At 72.3% G+C, this 19359-nt stretch carries 17 protein-coding genes, 1 tRNA gene and 1 pseudogene; 1 reads left to right on the top strand and 18 read right to left on the bottom strand.

Going from position 1 to position 19359, the window contains the following annotated elements; genetic code table 11:
* Positions 1-177: 177 nt before the first annotated feature.
* The 14 genes from D7M15_RS21130 to D7M15_RS21070 form a co-directional block, all read right to left on the bottom strand.
* Positions 178-825 (bottom strand): protein-tyrosine-phosphatase, encoded by a 648-nt coding sequence (locus D7M15_RS21130; protein ID WP_240649704.1) that lies wholly within the window; start codon positions 823-825, stop codon positions 178-180.
* A gap of 23 nt (positions 826-848) precedes the next feature.
* Entirely contained in the window at positions 849-1496 is a 648-nt protein-coding gene (locus D7M15_RS21125; protein ID WP_121518936.1) for an L-threonylcarbamoyladenylate synthase, read from the bottom strand.
* Complete coding sequence (gene prmC, locus D7M15_RS21120; RefSeq protein WP_121518935.1) at positions 1497-2336, bottom strand: peptide chain release factor N(5)-glutamine methyltransferase; 840 nt, start codon at positions 2334-2336, stop codon at positions 1497-1499.
* Between the two features lie 99 nt (positions 2337-2435).
* On the bottom strand, positions 2436-3527 hold the full coding sequence (prfA, locus tag D7M15_RS21115) for a peptide chain release factor 1 (protein WP_121518934.1): 1092 nt from the start codon (positions 3525-3527) through the stop codon (positions 2436-2438).
* Between the two features lie 219 nt (positions 3528-3746).
* Positions 3747-3971, bottom strand: coding sequence for a 50S ribosomal protein L31 (gene rpmE / locus D7M15_RS21110; protein WP_121518933.1), 225 nt, complete (start codon positions 3969-3971; stop codon positions 3747-3749).
* A 183-nt stretch (positions 3972-4154) separates the two neighbouring features.
* Positions 4155-5297 carry an LCP family protein gene (locus tag D7M15_RS21105; RefSeq protein ID WP_121518932.1) on the bottom strand — a complete coding sequence of 381 codons (1143 nt, stop codon included), beginning with the start codon at positions 5295-5297 and terminating at the stop codon, positions 4155-4157.
* A 30-nt stretch (positions 5298-5327) separates the two neighbouring features.
* The gene (locus D7M15_RS28260) at positions 5328-5525 is read right to left on the bottom strand and encodes a hypothetical protein (RefSeq protein WP_127201781.1); all 198 of its coding nucleotides are present in this window, start codon (positions 5523-5525) and stop codon (positions 5328-5330) included.
* Between the two features lie 239 nt (positions 5526-5764).
* Complete coding sequence (gene rho, locus D7M15_RS21100; protein WP_121518931.1) at positions 5765-7717, bottom strand: transcription termination factor Rho; 1953 nt, start codon at positions 7715-7717, stop codon at positions 5765-5767.
* A 396-nt stretch (positions 7718-8113) separates the two neighbouring features.
* On the bottom strand, positions 8114-9046 hold the full coding sequence (gene thrB, locus D7M15_RS21095) for a homoserine kinase (protein ID WP_121518930.1): 933 nt from the start codon (positions 9044-9046) through the stop codon (positions 8114-8116).
* A 369-nt stretch (positions 9047-9415) separates the two neighbouring features.
* Positions 9416-10537: a threonine synthase gene (gene thrC, locus D7M15_RS21090; protein ID WP_121521151.1), complete on the bottom strand. Its 1122-nt coding sequence runs from the start codon at positions 10535-10537 to the stop codon at positions 9416-9418.
* 16 nt (positions 10538-10553) lie between these two features.
* Entirely contained in the window at positions 10554-11846 is a 1293-nt protein-coding gene (locus D7M15_RS21085; protein WP_121518929.1) for a homoserine dehydrogenase, read from the bottom strand.
* Between the two features lie 165 nt (positions 11847-12011).
* Entirely contained in the window at positions 12012-13430 is a 1419-nt protein-coding gene (gene lysA, locus D7M15_RS21080) for a diaminopimelate decarboxylase (protein WP_121518928.1), read from the bottom strand.
* 17 nt (positions 13431-13447) lie between these two features.
* On the bottom strand, positions 13448-14395 hold the full coding sequence (locus D7M15_RS21075; protein WP_121518927.1) for a DALR anticodon-binding domain-containing protein: 948 nt from the start codon (positions 14393-14395) through the stop codon (positions 13448-13450).
* A 154-nt stretch (positions 14396-14549) separates the two neighbouring features.
* Positions 14550-14999 carry a response regulator gene (locus tag D7M15_RS21070; RefSeq protein ID WP_121518926.1) on the bottom strand — a complete coding sequence of 150 codons (450 nt, stop codon included), beginning with the start codon at positions 14997-14999 and terminating at the stop codon, positions 14550-14552.
* A 304-nt stretch (positions 15000-15303) separates the two neighbouring features.
* On the opposite strand from D7M15_RS21070, the gene D7M15_RS21065 reads away from it, so the two are divergent.
* A tRNA-Arg gene (locus D7M15_RS21065) sits at positions 15304-15375 on the top strand.
* Between the two features lie 911 nt (positions 15376-16286).
* On the opposite strand, the gene D7M15_RS21060 is transcribed toward D7M15_RS21065, so the two are convergent.
* The 4 genes and pseudogenes from D7M15_RS21060 to D7M15_RS29180 all read right to left on the bottom strand — a co-directional run bounded on the left by D7M15_RS21060 (position 16287) and on the right by D7M15_RS29180 (position 19358).
* Positions 16287-17666: a site-specific integrase gene (locus D7M15_RS21060; protein ID WP_121518925.1), complete on the bottom strand. Its 1380-nt coding sequence runs from the start codon at positions 17664-17666 to the stop codon at positions 16287-16289.
* On the bottom strand, positions 17663-17860 hold the full coding sequence (locus D7M15_RS21055) for a helix-turn-helix domain-containing protein (RefSeq protein ID WP_121518924.1): 198 nt from the start codon (positions 17858-17860) through the stop codon (positions 17663-17665). The genes D7M15_RS21060 and D7M15_RS21055 overlap by 4 nt, the downstream gene beginning before the upstream one ends.
* Positions 17841-19209: pseudogene (locus tag D7M15_RS21050) on the bottom strand (replication initiator). The gene D7M15_RS21055 and the pseudogene D7M15_RS21050 overlap by 20 nt, the downstream one beginning before the upstream one ends.
* Positions 19206-19358, bottom strand: a complete 153-nt coding sequence (locus D7M15_RS29180; RefSeq protein WP_240649401.1) for a hypothetical protein — start codon at positions 19356-19358, stop codon at positions 19206-19208. Before D7M15_RS29180 ends, D7M15_RS21050 begins: the two are co-directional and overlap by 4 nt.
* Position 19359: the final 1 nt, after the last annotated feature.

The following is a 19359-nucleotide window of genomic DNA, read 5'->3' as shown; positions in this document are numbered from 1 at the left end:
CCCACAACTCTAAGACACCCGGAAACCGGAATCGGTTCTGCGTCCGGTGAAAGCTGTGCCTTTCCACGTGCTGTTCCGTGGACGTTCCGCGTGCCGCGGCCCACCGCGCCGCCCCCGTACGGCAGTCCGCGCGCCGCTCCCCGCACCGCCCGCGCGCCGCTCCCGTACGCCGTCCCCCTACGCCCGCGCCGGCATCCCCGTCAGCGCGGTCACCACCGGGTCCAGCGCCTCGCTGATCTCGTCGCCCACGCTGCGGAAGTACGGGATCGGGGCCCCGTACGGGTCGTAGATCTCGTCCGCGTCCGGGCTCGGCGCCAGCAGCCAACCGCGCAGCGCCGCCGCCGCCTGCACCAGCGCGCCCGCCCGCTCCACGACGCTGACGGCCGTACGGGGCGCGGGTAGCGTCGCGGGGTCTATCGCGCGCACGAGCCGGGTGAACTCCTTGAGCGTGAACGTCCGCAGCCCCGCCGAGTGCCCCATCGAGATGACCTGCGCGCGGTGGTCGCGGGTGGCCGTGAGCACCAGGTCGGCGCGGATGACGTGCTCGTCCAGCAGTTCGCGCGCGAGGAACCCCTCCGGGTCCGCGCCGTACTCCAGCAGCACCGCCGCCGCGTGCTCCTCCATCGGCGCGCCCTCGTGCCCCCACGTTCCCGCGCTCTCCACCACGATGCCGCCGCTGCGCGCGCCGCCGAGCCGGTCCGCCAGGGCGTGCCGGGTCAGCCGCTCGGTCAGCGGCGAGCGGCACACGTTGCCGGTGGAGACGTGGAGGATGCGGAAGACGCCGGAGAGTGCGGCGTCCCCGGGGAGTTCGGCCTGTGCCGGTATGCCACGCCCGTCGGGCGGGGTCGTCAATTCCCCACCTCGAGGTCCGGTACGACCTTGCGCAGCTCCTCCGCGCTGAGCGCGCCCGCGCGGAGGAGCACCGGGACGCGGCCCGTCACGTCGACGATCGACGAGGGCACCGAGGCGGGCGTCGGGCCGCCGTCCAGGTAGACGGAGACGGACTCGCCCAGCATCTCCTGCGCGGCGTCGCAGTCCTGCGGCGCGGGGTGGCCGGTCAGGTTGGCGGAGGAGACCGCCATCGGGCCGAACTCCGTGAGGAGTTCGATGGCCACCGGGTGCAGCGGCATCCGTACGGCCACGGTGCCGCGCGTCTCCCCCAGGTCCCAGGTCAGCGACGGCTGGTGCTTGGCGACGAGCGTCAACGCGCCCGGCCAGAAGGCGTCGACCAGTTCCCAGGCCAGTTCGGAGAAGTCCGTGACCAGCCCGTGCAGCGTGTTCGGCGACCCGACCAGCACGGGCGAGGGCATGCCTCGGCCACGCCCCTTGGCCTCCAGCAGGTCGCCGACCGCCTCCTTGCTGAACGCGTCGGCGCCGATGCCGTACACGGTGTCCGTCGGCAGCACGACCAGCTCCCGGCGGCGTACCGCCGAGGCGGCTTCGCGCAGTCCGGACCTGCGGTCCGTCGCGTCGGTGCAGTCGTAACGGCGTGCCATCTACGGCACCTCCCTGCGTGCTGTGGCGAATCGGGGGCGGTTGTTGAGATCAGGGTGGTCCGCGGCGTCCGCCCAGCCGCGGTCGTCCGCGAAGATCCACGGCACCTGGCCCCCCTGGGTGTCGGCGTGCTCGACGACGACGACGCCGCCGGGCCGCAGCAGGCGGTGTGCCGCGCGTTCCAGGCCGCGGATGGTGTCGAGGCCGTCCTCCCCGGAGAACAGCGCCAGTTCGGGGTCGTGGTCGCGTGCTTCCGGGGTCACATACTCCCACTCGGTGAGCGGGATGTACGGCGGGTTCGCGATGACGAGGTCGACCTGGCCGTCGAGTTCGCGGAAGGCGTGCAGCGCGTCCCCGTGCCGCAGGGTGACGCGGGAACCCTCGACGTTCTTGCAGGCCCAGCCGTACGCGGCGGCGTCCAGCTCCACCGCGTACACCCGGGAGCGCGGCACCTCCTGCGCGAGCGCGAGGGCGATGGCGCCGGAGCCGGTGCACAGGTCGACGATCAGCGGCTCGGCCGCGTCCATGGCGCGTACGGCGTCTATCGCCCAGCCGACCACGGACTCGGTCTCCGGGCGCGGCACGAACACCCCGGGGCCCACCTGGAGTTCGAGGTAGCGGAAGAAGGCGCGGCCGGTGATGTGCTGCAACGGTTCGCGGGCCTCGCGCCGGGCCACCGCCTCCCAGTAGCGCGCGTCGAAGTCGGCGTCGGCCACGCGGTGCAGCTCACCGCGCTTGACGCCGTGCACGTACGCCGCCAGTTCCTCGGCGTCGAAGCGTGGCGACGCCACGTCGGCGTCGGCGAGCCGCTGCGTGGCCTGGGCGACCTCCGCGAGCAGCACGGACTGCGCGTACGGCCCGCGGCGGGGCTGGGGATCGTGGTGCCCTCCGGGAGATGGCTGCACTTCTGGTGTCCTCCACCCAATCCGTCCGTACGGCGGTTACTGCGAAGCCGCCAGCTTGGCAGCCGAGTCGGCGTCGACGCACGCCTGGATCACCGGGTCCAGTTCGCCGTCGAGCACCTGGTCCAGGTTGTACGCCTTGAAGCCGACCCGGTGGTCGGAGATGCGGTTCTCCGGGAAGTTGTACGTGCGGATGCGCTCCGACCGGTCCACCGTACGCACCTGGCTGCGGCGGGCGTCCGACGCCTCCTTCTCCGCCTCCTCCTGGGCCACGGCGAGGATCCGGGCGCGGAGGATGCGCATGGCCTGCTCCTTGTTCTGGAGCTGGCTCTTCTCGTTCTGGCAGGAGACGACGATGCCGGTCGGCTCGTGGGTGATGCGCACGGCCGAGTCGGTGGTGTTGACGGACTGGCCGCCGGGGCCGGACGAGCGGTAGACGTCGATCCGCAGGTCGTTGGGGTTGATCTCCACGTCCACGTCCTCGGCCTCGGGCAGCACCAGGACGCCCGCCGCGGAGGTGTGGATGCGGCCCTGCGACTCGGTCGCGGGCACGCGCTGCACGCGGTGCACGCCGCCCTCGTACTTGAGCCGGGCCCACACGCCCTGCCCCGGCTCGTCGCCGCCCGCGGAGCGGCGGGCCTTGACGGCGATCTGGACGTCCTTGTAGCCGCCGAGGTCCGACTCGTTCGACTGGATCAACTCGGTCTTCCAGCCGGTGCGTTCGGCGTACCGCAGGTACATCCGCAGCAGGTCCCCGGCGAACAGCGCGGACTCGTCGCCGCCCTCGCCCGCCTTGACCTCCAGGATGACGTCCTTGTCGTCGCTCGGGTCGCGCGGCACCAGCAGCAGCCGCAGCCGCTCGGTCAGCCCCTCGCGGCGCACCTCCAGGTCCTTGACCTCGGCGGTGAACTCGGCGGCGTACTCCGGGTCGTCGGCGGCGAGTTCGCGGGCCGTACGGATGTCGTCCCCGGTCTGCTTCCAGGCGAGGTAGGCGGCGATCACGGGCGTCAGCTCGGCGTACCGCTTGTTGAGCGTGCGGGCGCGTGCCTGGTCGGCGTGGATCGTCGGGTCGGCGAGCTGCTTCTCGAGGTCGGCGTGTTCGCCGATCAGTTCCTCGACCGCCTCGAACATCGTGTCTTCCCTTGTCTGGGGGGTGTGCCGGTGCGTCCGTACGGGATGCCCGTACGGGCGGCGTGCGGCGTACTGCTGCGGGCAGGCGGTGCGGTACGGGGCCGTGCCGCGCGCGGTGCGCGGGGCCCGTACGGGCCGGGGTGCGCGGTGCGCGCGGGCAAAAAAGCGCCGGTCCGGCCGCCCGCGGTGGGGCGGCGGAGGACCGGCGCTGTCGGGCCGCTACTTCGAGCCGGACCCGGCCTTCTTGCCGAAGCGGGCCTCGAAGCGGGCCACGCGGCCACCGGTGTCGAGGATCTTCTGCTTGCCCGTGTAGAACGGGTGGCACTCGGAGCAGATGTCGGCACGGATGGTGCCGCCGGCCACGGTGCTACGGGTGGTGAAGGAGGCGCCGCAGGTGCAGCTGACCTGGGTCTCCACGTACTCCGGGTGGATGTCGCGCTTCAAGGTGTCTCCTAGGTTCGGGAGGGCGCCGGGTCGCGAGGCCGTTTGCGTCGCGTGAACCGGAGCCGACGTACAAGTCTGCCATCACAGACCGCACCCCCCAAAACCGGGGGCCGGAACCGTTTATTCCAGAGCGGACGCGTGCGCGGACGCTCCGGGGGCGTACGCGCCGGACGTGCGCGCGCCCTACCGTACGACTCCCTCGGCGTCGCCCTCCCCGCCCGCGGTGTCCGCGGTGGCGGCGCGCGGTATCGGCCGGTCCGCGCGGAGCGCGGCCCACACCTGCCGGGCCTTGCGGTCCACGGGCAGCACCCTGTTCGGGTCGGCCGGGTCGTACTCCACCGGCATCGTCACCATGCGGATGTCCGCCGACCCGATGCCCTTCAACGTCTTCGCCAGCCCCGTCAGGTCCCCGACCGAGTCCAGCTCGGAGTCGGTGGTGAGGGCGGACGTCGCCGTGTCGGCCAGGTCGAACAGCCGCTTCGGGTCGCCGAACAGCCCGACGCTGTCGACCTGGTCGACCAGCGCCCTGACGAACGCCTGCTGGAGCCGGATGCGCCCCAGGTCGCTGCCGTCCCCGACGGCGTGCCGGGTGCGTACGAGACCGAGCGACTGCTCGCCGTCGAGGGTGCGCGTCCCGGCGGAGAGCGTGAGATGGCTGTCCCGGTCCCGGATCGGCTGCCGTACGGTCACGTCGACGCCGCCGAGGGTGTCGACCAGGTCGCGGAAGCCGGTGAAGTCGACCTCCACGTAGTGGTCCATGCGGATGTCCGTCATCCGCTCCACGGTCTTCACCGCGCAGGCGGGGCCGCCGACCTGGTACGACTCGTTGAACATCGCCTGGGGCGCGGGCGGGGCCGTACCGTCGCCGCCGCCCTCCCCGTCGTCCGTGCCGTCCGTACCCGTCTCGCAGCGGGGGCGGCTGACCAGCGTGTCGCGCGGTATCGAGACGATGCTCGCCCGGTCGTGCTCCCGGTTGACGTGGACGATCATCGCTGTGTCGGCGCGGGCCGAGCCGCCGTCGGCGCCGCCGAAGCGGGCGTTGTCCCCGGCACGCGAGTCGGAACCCATCACCAGGATGTCCAGGGAGCCGTTCGCGGTGTCCGCGGGGCGGTCGCCGCCGAGGGCGGCGTTGATGTCTATGCCGGAGATGTTGCCGTCCAGCTTGAGGTAGAGGTAACCGACGCCGAGGCCGCCGAGGAGGACCAGCCCGGCCGTCGCGGAGACGAGCGCCGCGGCGACCCGGCGCCGTACGGCGCCGGGCGCGCGTCCGCCCGCGGAGCCGCCTGACTCCGCCCCGCCACCGCCGGTGCTGTGCTCGTCCGCCATCGCCCCTACTCTTCCCTCTCCGCCGACCGGTCAGACCCCCGTCGTCCCGGCGGGCACGCCGTCGCCGTACGGTTCCGGCTCGCCGCGCGCCGGGGGCGCCGGTCCGTCGCCGCCGGGCGGCGACACGTACTCCCTTCTACCGGCGGCGCCACGACAGCGCGCGGCGAGCCGGGCCCGTACGGGCGGACTCGCCGGGCCCGTACGGAGGCGGCGGCCGGTGCCGGACACGGCGCGAGGGCCGTCCCCCCGCGGTGGGGGGACGGCCCTCGTCTGCGCCGATCGAGTGGCGACGGCGGCGCGGCGACGACCGTCAGTCGTTGCCGTCCGCCGTCGACCGTCAGTCGTTGCCGTTGCCCGGCGTCGGCGTCGTCTTCTGGAGCCCCGTTTCCACGGCGCACCTCGCGCCGCTCGGCCCCGGAGGGCCTCCCGGGCTTCGGCACGCTGCGCCGGACTCCGTCCGTCGACCGTCAGTCGTTGCCGTTGCCCGGCGTCGGCGTCGTCTTCTGGATCTGCATCAGGAACTCGGCGTTCGACTTGGTCTGCTTCATCTTGTCCAGCAGCAGCTCGATGGCCTGCTGCTGGTCGAGGGCGTGCAGCACCCGGCGGAGCTTCCAGACGACTCCCAGCTCCTCGCTGCCCATCAGGATCTCCTCCTTACGGGTGGCGGACGCGTCGACGTCCACCGCCGGGAAGATCCGCTTGTCCGAGAGCTTCCGGTCGAGCTTCAGCTCCAGGTTGCCGGTGCCCTTGAACTCCTCGAAGATCACCTCGTCCATCCGCGAGCCGGTCTCGACCAGCGCGGTGGCCAGGATGGTCAGCGAACCGCCGTCCTCGATGTTCCGCGCGGCGCCGAAGAAGCGCTTCGGCGGGTACAGCGCGGTCGAGTCGACACCACCGGACAGGATGCGCCCGGAGGCCGGGGCCGCGAGGTTGTACGCACGGCCGAGGCGGGTGATCGAGTCGAGCAGCACGACCACGTCGTGACCCAGCTCCACCAGGCGCTTGGCGCGCTCGATGGCCAGCTCGGCGACCGTGGTGTGGTCCTCGGCGGGGCGGTCGAAGGTCGAGGAGATGACCTCGCCCTTCACCGACCGCGTCATGTCGGTGACCTCTTCCGGACGCTCGTCGACGAGGACGACCATCAGGTGGCACTCGGGGTTGTTGGTGGTGATCGCGTTGGCGATCGCCTGCATGATCATGGTCTTGCCGGTACGCGGCGGGGCCACGATCAGACCGCGCTGCCCCTTGCCGATGGGCGCGACGAGGTCGATGATCCGGGTCGTCAACTGGCCCGGGTCGGTCTCCAGCCGCAGCCGCTGCTGCGGGTAGAGCGGCGTCAGCTTGTTGAACTCGGGGCGGGCCTTGCCGCCGTCGGGCGTCACGCCGTTCGCCGAGTCGAGCCGTACCAGCGCGTTGAACTTCTCGCGGCGCTCGCCCTCGCGGGGCTGCCGTACGGCGCCGGTCACGTGGTCACCCTTGCGGAGGCCGTTCTTCCGGACCTGGGCGAGGGACACGTACACGTCGTTCGGACCGGGCAGGTAACCGGAGGTCCGTACGAAGGCGTAGTTGTCGAGGATGTCGAGGATGCCCGCGACGGGGATCAGCACGTCGTCGTCGGACACCTGCGGCTCCGGGCCGCCGAAGTCCTCGCGCCCGCGACGGCCGCGCCGGTCGCGGTAACGCCCGCGGCGCCCGCGGCGCCCGCCCTCGAAGTCGTCCTCGTCGCGGCGGTTGCCGCCGCCGCCCTGACCGCCGCCCTGGCCGCCCTGGGCCTGCTGGCCGCCGCCGTCGTTCTTGTTGCGGTTCCGGTCGCGATCGCGGTCGCGGTCGCGGTCGCGCTGGCGGTCGCGCTTGGACTGCCGGTCCTGCTGCTTCCCGGCGTCGTTACGCGCGTCACCCTTGCCGCCGTCGCCACCCCGGCCGCCGTCGCGGGCCCCGTCGGAGCCGCCGTCCTGCGCGTCCTGCCGGGTGTCCGTACGGCCCTCGGCCGCGTCGGCGGCGGCCTCGCCCTTGTCCCGGCGGCCGCGACGCTCGTCGGCGGGCTGGCCGGGGATGTCGATCTGCTGCTGGGAGGCGGACTGCTCGCCCGCGTCCGACTCGCCCGTACGGGCCTTGGAGGTCGCGCGGCGCTTCGGCTTCGACTCGGTGGCGGCGTCGGTCTTGGCCGACTTGGCCGTGTCGGCGGGCGCGGAGGCGGCGGCGCCGCCTCCCTGCTTCTCCTTGATGACCTCGATCAGCTGGCTCTTGCGCATCCGCGCGGTGCCCTTGATGCCGAGGCCGGAGGCGACCTGCTGGAGCTCGGCCAGGACCATGCCCTCCAGTCCGGTGCCCGAACGGCGCCGCTTGGGGGCGGCGGGAGCGTCCGCGGCGGCAGCGTTGCTGTCGGGGGTCACGCCCATCAGATCGGTGGTGTCGCTCACGAAGGGTCCTTCCCTGGAGCGGGCGTCGGCCTGTCTGGCTCGGCGACCGGTTGTGCTGTCCGGCTGCGGTCCCTCCGATGCGGACCGGGCCGGGGCGGTGGTTCCGCCTGTGTCTGTGGCGGAGAGATCAGTTCATGGTTCGGCGCGATCCGTCGACATGGATTCGTCGCGCCGGTCCCGGAGCGTGCACATCACTTCGGCGTGCACAACCGCTGCTCGGCAGGCTGCTCAGGCAGGGTGGGAGACTCCCGGAAGAAGGGGTGATCCCTGACAGGGACACCGTGCACCGCACTCTACGGGCCATACGTACAACCCAGGAGACTGCGAGTGCAGACTTGAGGTTAACACTACCGGCTCCAACAAACATTCCCCCTCTCGTAGACCGGCAATCAGGTGTCACCGGGGTGCGCCGCCCGCGTTGAGCGGCAGCACGCTGGCACCGGTGGTGTCGAGAGCCAGCCGGTTGGCCGTCCAGTTCTCCCCCGCCAGCCGTGCGATCTTGTCCGCCGCGCCGTCCTCCGCCAGCGCCAGGACGGTGGGCCCGGCACCGGAGATGACGGCCGGAACACCGTCCGTGCGCAGCCTGTTGACCAGCGCCGCGCTCTCCTCCATCGCCGGTGCGCGGTAGTCCTGGTGCAGCCGGTCCTCGGTCGCCGGGAGCAGCAGTTCGGGGCGGCGGGTGAGCGCCTCGACGAGGAGCGCCGCGCGGCCCGCGTTGGCCGCCGCGTCGACGTGCGGAACGGTGCGCGGGAGCAGGCCCCGCGCGGTCTCCGTGAGCAGCGGACGGGCGGGGACGAACACGACCGGCGCGATCGAGTCCGCGGGCGTCATACGGATCGCCCGCGCCACCCCCGCCTCGCTCCAGGCCAGCGTGAAGCCGCCCATCAGGCAGGCCGCGACGTTGTCCGGGTGCCCCTCGATCTCGGTGGCCAGCTCCAGCAGCGCGCGGTCGTCGAGCCGTGCCTCGCCGCCGGTCGTGACGGCGCGGGCGGCGATGATGCCCGCGCAGATCGCGGCGGACGACGAGCCCAGGCCGCGGCCGTGCGGGATGCGGTTCGCACAGACGACCTCCAGGCCCCGGGGCTGGCCGCCGAGCAGGTCGAAGGCGGTGCGCAACGACCGTACGAGCAGGTGGTCCTCGTCCCGCGGCAGCGTCTCCGCGCCCTCGCCCGCGATGTCGATGTGCAGCCCGGAGTCGGCGACGCGGACGACCACGTCGTCGTAGAGGCCGAGCGCGAGGCCCAGGGAGTCGAAACCGGGGCCGAGGTTGGCGCTGGTGGCGGGGACGCGCACCCGTACGGCGGCTGCGCGGAACGCGGGACCGGCCATCTTTCGATGACTCTCCTCATCGGATTGCGGCTCGACATGACGTGCCGCGAGATGCGGCAACCCCCCTGTGGACCGCGGCAGCCTTGCCGGACCGGTCACTGACCCGACGCACTCTTCCGTACGTGTGTGGGACCGGGGTGAAGGCCAGCCTATCGAAGGAAGGTTCACCTGCGACACAGGGCGCACGGGAGGCGCATGAAGCGTGTCGCGCGACGGCCGTGCGCTCAGCTCGCGTACGGGGGAAGGGGCGCGGGAACAGGGGGCACTACCGGTGGCGCCGCCCCGCGCGGTGGCGTAGGGGCCGGAGCGGGCGGCGCCCGTACGGCGGGGCACCGGCCGTCCCTCGGGTACGGCCGGTGCCCCCAACCCTCAGGCCAGGCCCAGCCGTTCGGCCGCCGCGTCGGCGTCGACCGGGACCGTGACCGGCTGCGGGGCGCCCGCCACGGCCCAGTCCGGGTCCTTGAGGCCGTTGCCGGTGACGGTGCAGACGACGCGCTGTCCGCCGTCGAGCGCGCCCTGTTCGGCGGCCTGGAGCAGACCGGCCACGGACGCCGCCGAGGCGGGCTCCACGAACACGCCCTCCTCGGCCGCCAACAGCCGGTAGGCGCGCAGGATCTGACGGTCCGTCACCGCGTCGATGAAGCCGCCGGACTCGTCGCGGGCGCGCTCCGCCTGCTGCCACGACGCGGGGTTGCCGATGCGAATCGCGGTGGCGATCGTGCTCGGCTGGCGCACCGGTTCGCCGTGCACGATGGGCGCGGAGCCGGACGCCTGGTAGCCCCACATCCGGGGGGTACGGGTGGCCGGGCCGCCCGTCGTACGGTCCGCGTACTCGCGATAACCCTTCCAGTACGCGGTGATGTTGCCCGCGTTGCCCACCGGCAGCACATGGATGTCGGGGGCGTCGCCGAGCATGTCGACGACCTCGAAGGCCGCCGTCTTCTGTCCCTCGATACGGGCCGGGTTCACGGAGTTCACCAGTGCGACGGGGTACTTCTCCGAGAGGCCCCGCGCGAGCGTCAGGCAGTCGTCGAAGTTCCCCTCGACCTGGAGGATCTTCGCGCCGTGCACGAGCGCCTGCCCCATCTTCCCCAGCGCGATCTTCCCCTGGGGTACGAGCACGGCGCACACCATGCCCGCGCGCACCGCGTACGCCGCGGCCGACGCGCTGGTGTTGCCCGTGGAGGCGCAGATGACGGCCTGCGCGCCGGACGCCTTCGCCTCCGTGATCGCCATCGTCATGCCCCGGTCCTTGAAGGACCCGGTCGGGTTGGCGCCCTCGACCTTGAGGTGGACGTCGCAGCCGGTCTGCGCGGAGAGGACCCGCGCCGGTACGAGCGGGGTGCCGCCCTCGCGGAGGCTGACGACCTCCGTACCGGCGCCGACGGGCAGCCGGTCGCGGTACTCCTCGATGATGCCGCGCCACTGCCGCGACGTGCCCGGCCCCGGCGGGGCGTCGGCCGCGGGCGGCACGGGGGGTGTCCTGTCCATGATGCTCATCGTTTCCCTACTCCCCTTCGACCCGCATGATGCTGGCCACGCCGCGGACGGTGTCGAGCCTGCGGAGTGCCTCGACGGTCGCGCCCAGCGCGGCGTCCGGGGCCCGGTGGGTGACCACCACGAGCCACGCCTCGCCGTCCTTGCCCTGCTGGCGGACGGTGTCGATGGACACGCCGTGCTCCGCGAAGATGGTGGCCACCTGGGCGAGGACACCGGGCTTGTCCGCGACGTCCAGGCTGATGTGGTAGCGCGTCACGACCTCGCCCATGGGGGACACGGGCAGCCGCGCGTAGGCCGACTCGCCGGGCCCCCGTGCCCCGTTGAGCTTGTTGCGGCAGGCGGCGACGAGGTCGCCGAGGACCGCGGAGGCGGTGGGCGCGCCGCCCGCGCCGGGCCCGTAGAACATCAACTGGCCCGCCGCGTCCGCCTCGACGAACACCGCGTTGTACGCCTCCCGCACGGACGCCAGCGGGTGGCTCAGCGGGATCATCGCCGGGTGCACCCGGGCGGTGACGGAACGGCCGTCGGCGGCGCGCTCGCAGATGGCGAGCAGTTTGACGGTGCAGCCCATCCGTTTCGCGGACGCGATGTCCGCGGCCGTGACCTCGGTCAGCCCCTCGCGGTGCACGTCGTCGAGGCGGACCCGGGTGTGGAACGCGATCCCGGCGAGGATCGCGGCCTTGGCGGCGGCGTCGAAGCCCTCGACGTCGGCGGTGGGGTCGGCCTCCGCGTAACCGAGCGCGGTCGCCTCGTCGAGCGCCTCCGCGTAGCCCGCGCCGCTGGAGTCCATGCGGTCGAGGATGAAGTTGGTGGTGCCGTTGACGATGCCGAGGACCCGGTTGACCTTGTCGCCCGCGAGGGACTCGCGCAGCGGGCGTACGAGCGGGATGGCGGCGGCGACGGCCGCCTCGAAGAAGAGGTCGGCGCCGTGTTTCTCGGCGGTCTCGTGGAGCGTCGCGCCGTCCTGCGCGAGCAGCGCCTTGTTGGCCGTGACGACGCTGGCCCCGTGCTCGAACGCGGAGGTGATCAGGGCGCGGGCGGGCTCGATGCCGCCGATGACCTCGACGACGACGTCCACGTCGTCGCGCCCGGCGAGCGCGGCCGCGTCGGTGGTGACCAGGGCCGGGTCGACGCCCTCGCGGACCCGACCCGGCCGCCGTACGGCGATGCCCGCCAGCTCGACCGGCGCCCCGATCCGGGCGGCGAGGTCGTCCGCGTGCGTCGTCATGATGCGTGCCACCTCTGAGCCGACGACTCCACAGCCCAGCAGCGCCACCTTCAGCGGACGCGTACGCATCATTCGACCTCGCTCAGCTCACTTGTCCATCGTGGTGGTGCCAGTCTCACGCACCGGTCGGCAGATTCCCCGCCGATTCCAGGATGTGGGACGTATGTCTCGCCAACCGACATACGGGGGTGCCGGTCCCGGCCCCGACGCCCCCGCCCGCCTGCCCGCCTGCCCGCCTCAGCCGACGTCCAGGCGCAGCAGGTCGTCCTCCGTCTCGCGCCGGAGGATCACCCGGGCCGCGCCGTCGCCCACGGTGACGACCGGCGGCCGCAGCGCGTGGTTGTAGTTGCTCGCCATGGAACGGCAGTACGCGCCCGTGGCGGGCACCGCCAGCAGGTCGCCGGGCGCCACGTCCGCCGGCAGGAACGCGTCCCGCACCACGATGTCGCCGCTCTCGCAGTGCTTGCCGACGACGCGCGTCAGCATCGGCTCCGCCGTCGACGCGCGGGACACCAGCGCCACCGTGTACTCGGCGTCGTACAGCGCCGTACGGATGTTGTCGGACATGCCGCCGTCCACGCTCACGTACGTGCGCAGCCCCTCCAACGGCTTGACCGTGCCCACCTCGTACAGCGTGAACGCCGTCGGCCCCACGATCGCCCGCCCCGGCTCCACCGACAGCCGCGGCACCGTCAGCCCCGCGCTCTCGCACTCGCGCGTGACGATGTCGCGCAGCGCCTTGGCGATCTCGTGCGGCTCGCGCGGGTCGTCGTCGGCGGTGTACGCGATGCCGAGGCCGCCGCCGAGGTCGATCTCCGGCAGCTCCACGCCGTGCTCGTCGCGCACCTGCCGCAGCAGGCCCACCACGCGGTGCGCGGCGACCTCGAAGCCGGAGGTGTCGAAGATCTGCGAACCGATGTGGGAGTGGATGCCGACCAGTTCGAGGCTGTCCAGCTGGAGCACGCGCCGTACGGCCTCCGCCGCCGGACCGCCCGCCGCGTCCGGCCGGGAACCGCCCCCGGCCAGCGCCAGCCCGAACTTCTGGTCCTCGTGCGCCGTCGCGATGAACTCGTGCGTGTGCGCCTCGACCCCGACCGTCACCCGGATCTGCACGCGCTGGCGCTTCCCCAGCTCGCGCGCGATGTGCGCGACGCGCGCGATCTCCTGGAACGAGTCCAGCACGATCCGCCCGACGCCCTCCTCGACCGCGCGGCGGATCTCCTCGGTCGACTTGTTGTTGCCGTGCATCGCGATCCGCTCGGCGGGCATCCCGGCGGCCAGCGCGGTGGTCAACTCGCCCAGCGAGCACACGTCGAGGTTCAGGCCCTCCTCGTTCAGCCAGCGCACGACGGCGCGGCAGAGGAACGCCTTCCCCGCGTAGAACACGTCGGCGTCCGCGCCGAACGCGTCCCGCCAGGCACGGCAGCGCGCGCGGAAGTCCGCCTCGTCGAGGAGGTACGCGGGGGTGCCGAACTCCTCGGCCAACTCCCGTACGTCCAGGCCGCCCACGGTCACCGCGCCCTCGGGCGTACGGGCGACGGTGCGGGACCAGACGCCCGGTTCGAGGTGGTTGAGGTCGGCGGGCGGGGCCGAGTAGTGGCCCTCGGGCAGTACGTCGGCGTGGCGGGGCCCGGCGGGGTGTGCGGAACGGCTCATGACTTCTCTGAATCCCCTCAGAGGTGTGCGGGTGCGGTGACGCCGAGCTGTGCCAGGCCGCCGGCCAGCACCGACCCGGCGGCCTCGGCGAGGGCCGTACGGGCGCGGTGGGCGGCCCCGGGTTTTTGGTCCCCCTGGGGGAGGGGCGGGCAGGTGTCGCGCAGGTCGAGGAAGGCGTCGGCGACGGCGACGAGATGGCGCGCGAGGCGGGAGACGGCGTCCGCGCGGGGGGCGGACGCGGCGGCGGTGGCCGCGCGGGGGGCGGTGGCGGGCGCCGTACGGAGGGCGGGCGACGTGCGGAGGGCGGGGGCGGGGAGGGCGGCGGCGGCCAGGCGGTCGTGGTCGGCGAGGAGGGCCAGGAGGGCGCGTTCGGCGGGGGCGGCGTAGGCGTGGCCGTCCGCCCCGGCCTCCGGGCGCACGCCCAACGCGTCGGCGCCGCGCAGCACGGCGCGGGCGCGGCTGTGCGCGTACTGCACGCGGAACAGCGGGCTGTCGGCCGTACGCACCAGCAGCGCGCCGACCGACGCGCGAGGGCCGTCCGCGGTGGCGGCGGCCCAGCGGGCGGCGTCGCGGGCGGGGGCGTCGGCGACGCTCGACGGGTGCGCGGGGCGGGCCAACTCCCGTACGAGGGCGGCGCGGCCGGACGCGTTCAGCGTGACGTTGACGAAACCGGCACCGGCGATGTCCGTACGCGCCACGCCCGGCAGCGACTCCAGGCGGGCGCCGAGGCGCCGGGCGAGGTCGAGGGGGCCGGGCGGCGTCGCCGCCGCGCCGCCCGGGGCGGAGCCGGGGCGGAGATGCCGGGCGAGCTGGAGGACGACGCCGGTGCCGTAGTCCCCGCCGCCGCGGCGCGGGGGCGACTCGACCACCGCGCGTTCGGGAAGTTCCACACCGCGCAGCCCGGCGTCACCGACCACGCCGCGCAGCGAGAGCAGCACGGTGCGGGAGAGCTGTGCGGGTGTCACGGTGCAAGCGTAGGGGAGGAGAGGGAGTGCTACGCGAACGGTTTACCGCGACGACCCGTCCCGCCCCTCCTGACCTGCGGCGTCGCGGGCGGAGGAAGTCCGTCCGCTTGAGGACGCGAAGCCCCGGGGGGCGTCGGGCGCGAAGGGGCACGGCTCAGCGCAGGGGCCGTACGGCCGACTCGGAACCGCCCTGCACCGGCGGCTCCGTACGCCCGTCACCGCCGTCCGCCTCGCCGTACGCGAGACGCCGCACCATCCGTACGAGCGCCGCCGGATCGAACGGCTTCGCCAACACGGCGTCCACACCGGCACCACCCTCCGCGTCGATCTCCGCCTGCGGACAGGCGGACACGATGGCGACGGCTATGTGCCGCGTACGCGGATCGGAGCGCAGCCGGGCGGCCGTACGCAGACCGTCGAGCCGTGGCATCACGACATCGAGCGTGATCACGTCGGGCCGTACCCGGTGGACGACCTCCAGGCACTCGGCACCATCGTCCGCGGTCACGACCTCGAAGCCCTCCAGCTCGAGATTGACCTTGATCAGCTGCCGGATGACCTTGTTGTCGTCGACGACGAGGACCCGACCGGAGACGCCTTGCACACGACAGAGCCTAGGCGCGCGGCACGGACTGCGTCCGGGTTTTGCCCATTTCCACCCGTGCGTGGAACGGCCGAAACCACGCTGACGCACCACCCCCACACCCCTCCCCCACGGGGCCCACCACCTCCACCCGCTCCCGCCCCGCACCAACTCCCTTGACACCGGAGCCACTTCACCCGACCGCAACCGCGCCGACACGACCACGGAAGCCCCGGGCGGGCGGACGCCACCACCCGGCGAAACCTGTTCCGGATCACCGTCCGGGTGCTGGTAAGGTTTCACCCGTCGCCACCACGACGACAGCGCCCCCGTAGCTCAGGGGATAGAGCAACGGCCTCCGGAGCCGTGTGCGCAGGTTCGAATCCTGCCGGGGGCACCTCGCAGAAGGTGCCACAACGCCCCGCCACCAGGGACTTCCCTGAACGCGGGGCGTTCGCGCGTGCGCAGCCGGATGCGACTCGGAGCGGCTGTTTGCCAGCGGTCACGTTGTAATGGCGTGATGATCTTGGAAGCCATACGGGCAGGCCAGCGGGCGACTCTGCGCACCCTGATACACGAGCCTGAGCCTCACGACAGGTCGGCGGGATCGCCCTAACCCTCAGGGATCTGAGCCGGGCGCCATGACTCGCTGCTCGAACGATCCAAACAGGGTGGCTCTACATGCTGAGGCATCGGGGTACCTCCTATCACCGCTTCCAACGAAAACTGCACGTAGCGGAGGTAGGCACGTACATCGCGTACCGATCGCCCGGGGTGTGCTTGTCCGGCACCGCGCCAGCCAGCGTCGAAGGTGAGCTTGACCAAAGCACGGTAACGCTCCCGAACGGCCTGGTCTCGGACAGAGAGGAGATCCGTCTGCATGCCCCTGCGGAGAGACTCCATTGCCTTGCGACACTCGTTACGAGCATGCTCGCTGAGCCGCGGCTGGTCTGAGGACACATCGGGCAGCGAGGGCAACCAGGCGTAGAGGTCTGCCAGCCTCTCCAGCAGGGCACGCGCTGCACCAGCGGAGTGCTCGTGCGCGTGCAAGCTGCTGCTGGTGTGATTCTGAGACGCGGTGAGGCGGGCCTGCGCTTCGGCGCTCTTCGCTGTCTGCCACCACGTGACGAAGAAGGCTATGCCACCGCCCACCACGGCACCGATCAGAGCCGTAGTCAGATCTCCTAGAAATGCCGCCCAATTACTCACATGCTCATACTCTGAGCCATTTCTCTGTGCAACAAGAGGAGTTGGTGTCAGCAAGAGGGCGCCCCCGAAGGATCTGGGGGGCGCCCTCAGGTGTGCAAGTCAGGGCGTAGGTAATCCCAGACCCTTCATGATCCTTTCGTTCATCTCGGCTTCCTGCCCGTCGACGCACTTGGCGTAGATCTCGAGCAGCACCTCTACCGAGTGACCGGCTCGCCGGGCGACCTCCGGTGCTGGCACACCGGAGTTGAGCCACTGGGACACGCACGCGTGGCGCAGGTCGTACGGCTTGGCCGCCAGCACCGTCGACACCTGATCCGGCATGAGTGCCAGTTCTCTGGCCCGCGTCCACACCCGGTAGTACGACGAGGACGCCACCACGTTCCCGCGCTCACTGGCGAAGATCCGGCCGTCCTCAGCCGTGCCGAAGTCCGACAAGTGGTCGCGCAGCATGGAGACGAGCGGCGGCGGGATCGGCACGATCCGTACCTCACCAGGGCTCCGCTGCTTCAACCCGCGCCTGTCGTGCGCCTCACCGGTGTCGGTCCACGTCCTTCCGACGGAAGGCCGGGTCTCCTCCACCGTGATCCGGCCCCAACCCGAATCCGGCAGGAAGCAGTCGGACTCACGCAGTCCGAGCGCTTCGCCTGGTCGAGTCGCCGCGTAGTAGAGGCACCCGAAGAACGCGCGCAGGCGACGGCCCGACGCACGCTCCCAGCCACCCACGTAGGTAACGGCCGTCAGCAGTTCCCGAGCCTGCCGAGGGTTGACGACAACCCGGTTGTCGACCTCCTGCACCGGCCGTTGGCCCCGCTTGCGTCGGACCTTGTCCAGCGGGTTGGCGGTCAGCTGCTCCATTTCGACGGCGTACTCAAGGGCGTTGTACGTCACCGCACGGCGGCGCCGGTACGTCTGGTTCGCGGCGGGCTTGCCGTCGAGTTTCCGGCTGAGCCCGTCGACCAGAGCGTGTACGTGGTCGATCTCCCCGAGTTCCGCCAGGGGCAGGGAGGCCCGTTCCAACCAGCGCACGCCAGCCGCGATCTCGTCCGACCGTTCCCTTTCACGGCGGGTCGGAGGCAAGACGTACGACCGCAGCACTTGCCGCAGGAGTGGAGGCTCGGGCCGACCGCGCAGCACTCGGGTGAGGGCGGGTACGGCGACCGCCAGCGAGTCGGTCATGCTGTCGCGCTGTTTGGCCGAGGCATCCGGCCAACGGTGGTCGACGTACTGGACTGCCAACTCCAGCATGCTGAGTGCCGCCTTCCCTCCCCGCAGGGAGTCCGGAAGGCCCGTCACCGTGTCGAAGGGCTCGCCCCTCTCCGCAGCGCGGAGGAGCTTGGCCCGGAAGCGGTCCGCGAGCGTCTTCGTCTTGTGGGACTCACCGAACGTCTGCCCCTCCACCTTCCAACGGGCGACATACGTCGGCTTCTTCGTCGTCCGGTTGACGCTCAGCTGCCAGACGGAGACCTTGTACGACTTCATCGCGCCCCCTCCGCCCGTTCCCGGAGCCAGTCCTCCAACGCGTCCCGCCGGACGCGCAGTTCACCGTTGGGCAATCGGATGCAGCGCGGGGCCGTCCGCAGTTCGCGCCAGCGGTAGAAGGTCCGGCGGGAGACACCGCCCAACTCGTTCAGGACCTCCCGCACGGTCAGCAGTTCAGTGCGGTGACGTGTCATGCCCGTCACCCCCTCCCCGCAAGGAGGCCGCGACGAGGGTGCCCTCCGGGTCGTAACCCCGTCCCGCGTAGCGCCAGTTGCCGACCAGAACCGTCGTGCCGTCGTCCAGGCCGAGGGCGGCGCGCTGCTCCTGGGCGCGGTGTTCGGCGCGGGCCTCCCGCAGGGCGGTGAGGGTGGTGGAGTAGCGGCGGGACTTGGTGGAGAAGTGGCCGCGATAGCCGAGCATGTGGGCCCAGCGGCGCAGGCGCAGCGGAGCGAAGGGTTCCAGCGCGCCGAGCCACCAGCACGTACCGATCATGCGGAGGGCGTGCGCCCGGACAGGCAACAGCTGTAGCTCGGTCGCATGGTAGATACGGCCGTCGACCGCACCGGGCCGACTCGGCGCCCTTGGTCGCGTACTTGGCGATGTAGCCCGCCACCGCCGACGAGGACAGTTCACCGGAGCCGAACGCGGCGACCGGCCGTACGTCGGCCTGCCGACCGAAGCGCAGCACACGTCGCCCGACCACGTCGGCCCCGTACGAGGGCAGCCGTACCCGACCGACCGCTTCCCGTACGGCCCCGCTGAGGAGCCCGGCCGTCGCCCAGTCCGGCGGTTCCTCCGCCGGGCCGTCGGGACCGTCCAGACGGATCACCGCGTGGAAGTGGATGAGGCCGCGCCGCTGGTACTCGGCCACCTTCGCGTACGACAGCCGGACCGCGTCCGCGAAGGCGCCGCGCGAGAGCCCGCTCCTGCGCGCCAGGACGCGCCGCAGCTCCAGCGTGAAGCGGTGCCACAACTCCCCCGCCTGTGCCTGCCACAGCACGGCACCCGCGTAGTCGTAGCAGCGCGCGCACAGCGGCTCACCCAGTCGACGTTCACCTTCCGTGTGCCGTACGGGGCACCCGACAGGCACACCGTGCGAGCAGCGTTCCTCGGCCCGACGGGGACGGCAGGGCCGTACCCGACCATCCTGTTCACGACGGGTATGCACCGGGCCGAAGCCCGGCGCGGTCAGCGTCGCGAACACGCGCGGGTGGCCGCCGACCTGTGGGGCGACCTCCTTGCCGCCCACCAGCCCGGCCCGGATGAGCTGGTAGGTGTCGGCCCGGTACACGCTGGCGCAGGTCGGGCAGACCGACGCACGCCGGTTGCCGCAGGCCACGAGCAGCCGACCGCCGTGCGTCCCGGAGCCGTAGGCGTGCAGCACCTCGCCCGTCGCCCGGTCGACGGCAACCGAGCCGCCGACAAGATGTACGGGATTGGTGCAGCCGTCGAGGCGGACGATGTTGCGGCGCCAGGCGTCGAAGTCGGGGCGAGCCGCACGTTCGAGCAGGGCGCCCACGGAGTGGGGAACGGGGGTGTTCATCGGTCACCTCCGAAGGCGTGCCGCATGGCGGAGCCGATGGCGTCCGGGTTGGTCTTTGCGGAGAACCGGTAGGTCGGTTCGGTGAGCCAGAGGGCGGCGGCGTGCGCGGGGCAGACGTGGCGTTCGCGGTCGTCCGTTCCGACGAGCACC

This window comes from Streptomyces sp. Z26 (assembly GCF_003665095.1).
In the GTDB taxonomy this organism is placed as follows: domain Bacteria; phylum Actinomycetota; class Actinomycetes; order Streptomycetales; family Streptomycetaceae; genus Streptomyces; species Streptomyces phytohabitans.
Note: the sequence above shows the minus strand (reverse complement) of the source record. Positions and strands in the feature narration are given on the sequence as shown.